The sequence below is a fragment of the Methylophilus sp. DMC18 genome (genome assembly GCF_056314005.1).
Map to the genome: position 1 here is coordinate 1 of NZ_JBQUZE010000008.1, position 5,658 is coordinate 5,658.

The window sequence follows — 5,658 nt, forward strand, 5'->3', positions numbered from 1 at the left end:
CTCTGTATAATGCGCGCTTCGCTTGAAACGTTGGAAGTTAAAACGGAAGGGCGAAAAGCCTTCGAGGCACTGTTCTTTAAAAATTAGGATGACTGATAAGTGTGGGTGTTTGTAGTTGGGTGTGAGCGCATTTAATGCGTAAAACTCAGAAAATACAAATGCTTACGCTTAGATTTATGACAAGTATGTACAGTGTAGTTTACACACATACCTTGAAATGAATTTGAGATATAGCGAAATCGAATACCGCCTCTTAATTGAGGTAAAAAGTAATAGTTAGGAATTAAACTGAAGAGTTTGATCCTGGCTCAGATTGAACGCTGGCGGAATGCTTTACACATGCAAGTCGAACGATGAACCTTAGCTTGCTAAGGGGATTAGTGGCGAACGGGTGAGTAATATATCGGAACGTACCTTGTAATGGGGGATAACTAGTCGAAAGATTAGCTAATACCGCATACGCCCTGAGGGGGAAAGTAGGGGATCTTCGGACCTTACGTTATAAGAGCGGCCGATATCTGATTAGCTAGTTGGTGGGGTAATGGCCTACCAAGGCGACGATCAGTAGCTGGTCTGAGAGGACGACCAGCCACACTGGAACTGAGACACGGTCCAGACTCCTACGGGAGGCAGCAGTGGGGAATTTTGGACAATGGGCGCAAGCCTGATCCAGCCATTCCGCGTGAGTGAAGAAGGCCTTCGGGTTGTAAAGCTCTTTCGCAAGGGAAGAAAACTTACACAATAACACTGTGTGAGGCTGACGGTACCTTGATAAGAAGCACCGGCTAACTACGTGCCAGCAGCCGCGGTAATACGTAGGGTGCGAGCGTTAATCGGAATTACTGGGCGTAAAGCGTGCGCAGGCGGTTTTGTAAGTCAGATGTGAAATCCCCGAGCTCAACTTGGGAACTGCGTTTGAAACTACAAGACTAGAATATGTCAGAGGGGGGTAGAATTCCACGTGTAGCAGTGAAATGCGTAGAGATGTGGAGGAATACCAATGGCGAAGGCAGCCCCCTGGGATAATATTGACGCTCATGCACGAAAGCGTGGGGAGCAAACAGGATTAGATACCCTGGTAGTCCACGCCCTAAACGATGTCTACTAGTTGTTGGTGGAGTAAAATCCATGAGTAACGCAGCTAACGCGTGAAGTAGACCGCCTGGGGAGTACGGTCGCAAGATTAAAACTCAAAGGAATTGACGGGGGCCCGCACAAGCGGTGGATTATGTGGATTAATTCGATGCAACGCGAAAAACCTTACCTGGCCTTGACATGCCACTAACGAAGCAGAGATGCATTAGGTGCCCGTAAGGGAAAGTGGACACAGGTGCTGCATGGCTGTCGTCAGCTCGTGTCGTGAGATGTTGGGTTAAGTCCCGCAACGAGCGCAACCCTTGCCATTAATTGCCATCATTTAGTTGGGCACTTTAATGGGACTGCCGGTGACAAACCGGAGGAAGGTGGGGATGACGTCAAGTCCTCATGGCCCTTATGGCCAGGGCTTCACACGTAATACAATGGTCGGTACAGAGAGTTGCCAACCCGCGAGGGGGAGCTAATCTCAGAAAGCCGATCGTAGTCCGGATTGTTCTCTGCAACTCGAGAGCATGAAGTCGGAATCGCTAGTAATCGCGGATCAGCATGTCGCGGTGAATACGTTCCCGGGCCTTGTACACACCGCCCGTCACACCATGGGAGTGGGTTTTACCAGAAGTAGTTAGTCTAACCGCAAGGGGGACGATTACCACGGTAGTATTCATGACTGGGGTGAAGTCGTAACAAGGTAGCCGTATCGGAAGGTGCGGCTGGATCACCTCCTTTCTAGAGAAGATCACCTGTCTACAAGCATTCACTCTTATCGGTCATCTTAAAAATAAGCAGCAACAAAGATTTAGGCAAACCGCCTTAGGGTCTGTAGCTCAGCTGGTTAGAGCACCGTCTTGATAAGGCGGGGGTCGTTGGTTCGAGCCCAACCAGACCCACCACCGAATATTGGGGGATTAGCTCAGCTGGGAGAGCACCTGCTTTGCAAGCAGGGGGTCGTCGGTTCGATCCCGTCATCCTCCACCAACGACTTGGTATCTTTGTTGCGGTTTAGAGATTAGAAGCAAGCGTTATTAATTGATGTTTGATTAAATGTTTGCTTCTGGTTTTTAAACGTTAGTTTAACGACTAAGACTGCTCTTTAACAAAATGGAAGAAGTAAAGGAATATAGGTTGTGTGATGACAACTTATATTCAATGGGCGATATTATTTTTTAACCGGAAATAATATCGATTGATTGCAAAATCAGAAATATTAAACGCAAGTTGAGAAGCGACATTGATGAGTAATCATGAATGTAGCGAATCTAACGAGGTTTGATAGTGCTTTAGAATTACCTGTAACGCGTGTCTCATGCACGACGAAATCTAGATTTAAAAAGGGTTTAGGTTTTAACGTTATAGGGTCAAGTGAATAAGTGCATATGGTGGATGCCTTGGCGATATCAGGCGATGAAGGACGTGATAGCCTGCGAAAAGCTTCGGGGAGCTGGCAAATAAGCTTTGATCCGGAGATGTCCGAATGGGGAAACCCGGCCGTAAGGTCATTCTCTTCTGAATATATAGGAAGAGTAAAGCGAACCTGGAGAACTGAAACATCTAAGTACCCAGAGGAAAAGAAATCAACCGAGATTCCGTAAGTAGTGGCGAGCGAACATGGAACAGCCTGTTACTTTTAGCAGACGCGATAGTAGAACGGAATGGAAAGTCCGACCGTAGTGGGTGATAGTCCCGTATACGAAATCCCGTTTGTGGAACTAGGGTAACGACAAGTAGGGCGGGGCACGAGAAACCCTGTCTGAACATGGGGGGACCATCCTCCAAGGCTAAATACTCGATATCGACCGATAGTGAACCAGTACCGTGAGGGAAAGGCGAAAAGAACCCCGGGAGGGGAGTGAAATAGATCCTGAAACCGTATGCATACAAACAGTGGGAGCCTCGTAAGGGGTGACTGCGTACCTTTTGTATAATGGGTCAGCGACTTACATTCAGTGGCAAGCTTAACCGATAGGGGAGGCGTAGAGAAATCGAGTCCGAATAGGGCGAATTAGTCGCTGGGTGTAGACCCGAAACCAAGTGATCTATCCATGGCCAGGATGAAGGTGCCGTAACAGGTACTGGAGGTCCGAACCCACAAATGTTGAAAAATTTGGGGATGAGCTGTGGATAGGGGTGAAAGGCTAAACAAACTTGGAGATAGCTGGTTCTCTCCGAAAACTATTTAGGTAGTGCCTCGTATATAACTCTCGGGGGTAGAGCACTGTTATGGCTAGGGGGTTCATAAGAACTTACCAAACCATTGCAAACTCCGAATACTGAGAAGTTCAATTACGGGAGACAGTCCATGGGTGCTAACGTCCGTGGACAAGAGGGAAACAACCCAGACCGACAGCTAAGGTCCCAAATGACGTGCTAAGTGGAAAACGAAGTGGGAAGGCATAGACAGCCAGGATGTTGGCTTAGAAGCAGCCATCATTTAAAGAAAGCGTAATAGCTCACTGGTCGAGTCGTCCTGCGCGGAAGATGTAACGGGGCTAAGCACGTAACCGAAGCTTCGGATGCCAGTTTACTGGCATGGTAGGAGAGCGTTCTGTAGGCCTGCGAAGGTGTACTGTGAGGTATGCTGGAGGTATCAGAAGTGCGAATGCTGACATGAGTAGCGATAAAGGGAGTGAAAAGCTCCCTCGCCGAAAGCCCAAGGTTTCCTGCGCAACGTTCATCGGCGCAGGGTGAGTCGGCCCCTAAGGTGAGGCAGAGATGCGTAGCTGATGGGAAACAGGTTAATATTCCTGTACCTATATACAATGCGATGTGGGGACGGAGAAGGTTAGGTCAGCCGGGTGTTGGATGTCCCGGTTCAAGCGTGTAGGTTGGTTCTTTAGGCAAATCCGGAGAGCTAAGACTGAGACGTGATAACGAGTCTGCTTGCAGACGAAGTGATTGATACCATGCTTCCAAGAAAAGCCACTAAGCTTCAGTTGTATAAGACCGTACCGCAAACCGACACAGGTGGGCAGGATGAGAATTCTAAGGCGCTTGAGAGAACCCGGGAGAAGGAACTCGGCAAATTAGCACCGTAACTTCGGGAGAAGGTGCGCCCCGGTAACGTGTAGAGACTTGCTCTTGAAGCGTGATGGGGTTGCAGTGAAAAGGTGGCTGCGACTGTTTAATAAAAACACAGCACTCTGCAAACACGAAAGTGGACGTATAGGGTGTGACGCCTGCCCGGTGCTGGAAGATTAAATGATGGGGTGCAAGCTCTTGATTGAAGTCCCAGTAAACGGCGGCCGTAACTATAACGGTCCTAAGGTAGCGAAATTCCTTGTCGGGTAAGTTCCGACCCGCACGAATGGCGTAACGATGGCCACACTGTCTCCTCTCGGGACTCAGCGAAGTTGAAATGTTTGTGAAGATGCAATCTCCCCGCGGCTAGACGGAAAGACCCCATGAACCTTTACTGCAGCTTTACATTGGACTTTGACAAGATTTGTGTAGGATAGGTGGGAGACTATGAAGCGGTGTCGCCAGATATCGTGGAGTCATCCTTGAAATACCACCCTGATGTTGTTGAGGTTCTAACCTAGGTCCGTAATCCGGACTGGGGACCGTGTATGGTAGGCAGTTTGACTGGGGCGGTCTCCTCCCAAAGAGTAACGGAGGAGTGCGAAGGTAACCTAGGTACGGTCGGAAATCGTACTGATAGTGCAATGGCAAAAGGTTGCTTGACTGCGAGACGGACAGGTCGAGCAGGTGCGAAAGCAGGTCATAGTGATCCGGTGGTTCTGTATGGAAGGGCCATCGCTCAACGGATAAAAGGTACTCTGGGGATAACAGGCTGATTCCTCCCAAGAGTTCATATCGACGGGGGAGTTTGGCACCTCGATGTCGGCTCATCACATCCTGGGGCTGTAGCCGGTCCCAAGGGTATGGCTGTTCGCCATTTAAAGTGGTACGTGAGCTGGGTTTAAAACGTCGTGAGACAGTTTGGTCCCTATCTGCCGTGGGCGCTGCAAGTTTGAGGGGACCTGCTCCTAGTACGAGAGGACCGGAGTGGACGCACCTCTGGTGGACCAGTTATCATGCCAATGGTATAGCTGGGTAGCTAAGTGCGGAAGAGATAAACGCTGAAAGCATCTAAGCGTGAAACTCGCCTCGAGATGAGACTTGCCTCTGGCTTTAAGCCAGCTAAAGAGTCGTTCAAGACCAGGACGTTGATAGGTCAGGTGTGGAAGTGCAGTAATGCATTAAGCTAACTGATACTAATTGCTCGTGAGGCTTGATCCTATAACCTTAAAACTTAGACTAAAATCTAAGCCAGGTGTAGTTCAAAGCAATATGATTTGGCAATCATCTAGAAATAAGAAACACAAGTTGTTTCATACCCTGCCCATTGATGCTTGAAAAAGCAAAATCCTTTACTTCTTCCAATTTGTTAAAGCAGGCTGATTCATATCAGCACCATGCATAACATTACCAGTTATGTTTGGGGACAATAGCAGTTTGGAACCACCCCTTCCCATCTCGAACAGGGCCGTGAAACGAACTTGCGCCAATGATAGTGTACTCTTCGTATGCGAAAGTAGGTCATCCCCAAGCTCCTATTCTAAA

2 tRNA genes and 3 rRNA genes are annotated in these 5,658 nt (G+C 48.6%); all 5 read left to right on the forward strand.

Annotated elements, in window-relative coordinates:
- Positions 1-285 precede the first annotated feature (285 nt).
- The 5 genes from ACT53G_RS14450 to rrf all read left to right on the forward strand — a co-directional run bounded on the left by ACT53G_RS14450 (position 286) and on the right by rrf (position 5,646).
- Positions 286-1,824: ribosomal RNA gene (locus ACT53G_RS14450) — 16S ribosomal RNA — on the forward strand.
- 87 nt (positions 1,825-1,911) lie between these two features.
- Positions 1,912-1,988, forward strand: a tRNA-Ile gene (locus ACT53G_RS14455).
- 9 nt (positions 1,989-1,997) lie between these two features.
- Positions 1,998-2,073: transfer RNA gene (locus tag ACT53G_RS14460), tRNA-Ala, on the forward strand.
- A gap of 378 nt (positions 2,074-2,451) precedes the next feature.
- Positions 2,452-5,334: ribosomal RNA gene (locus tag ACT53G_RS14465) — 23S ribosomal RNA — on the forward strand.
- 198 nt (positions 5,335-5,532) lie between these two features.
- Positions 5,533-5,646: ribosomal RNA gene (gene rrf / locus ACT53G_RS14470) — 5S ribosomal RNA — on the forward strand.
- Together the 16S, 23S and 5S rRNA genes with 2 tRNA genes alongside form the textbook arrangement of a ribosomal RNA operon.
- The last annotated feature ends 12 nt before the right edge of the window (positions 5,647-5,658 follow it).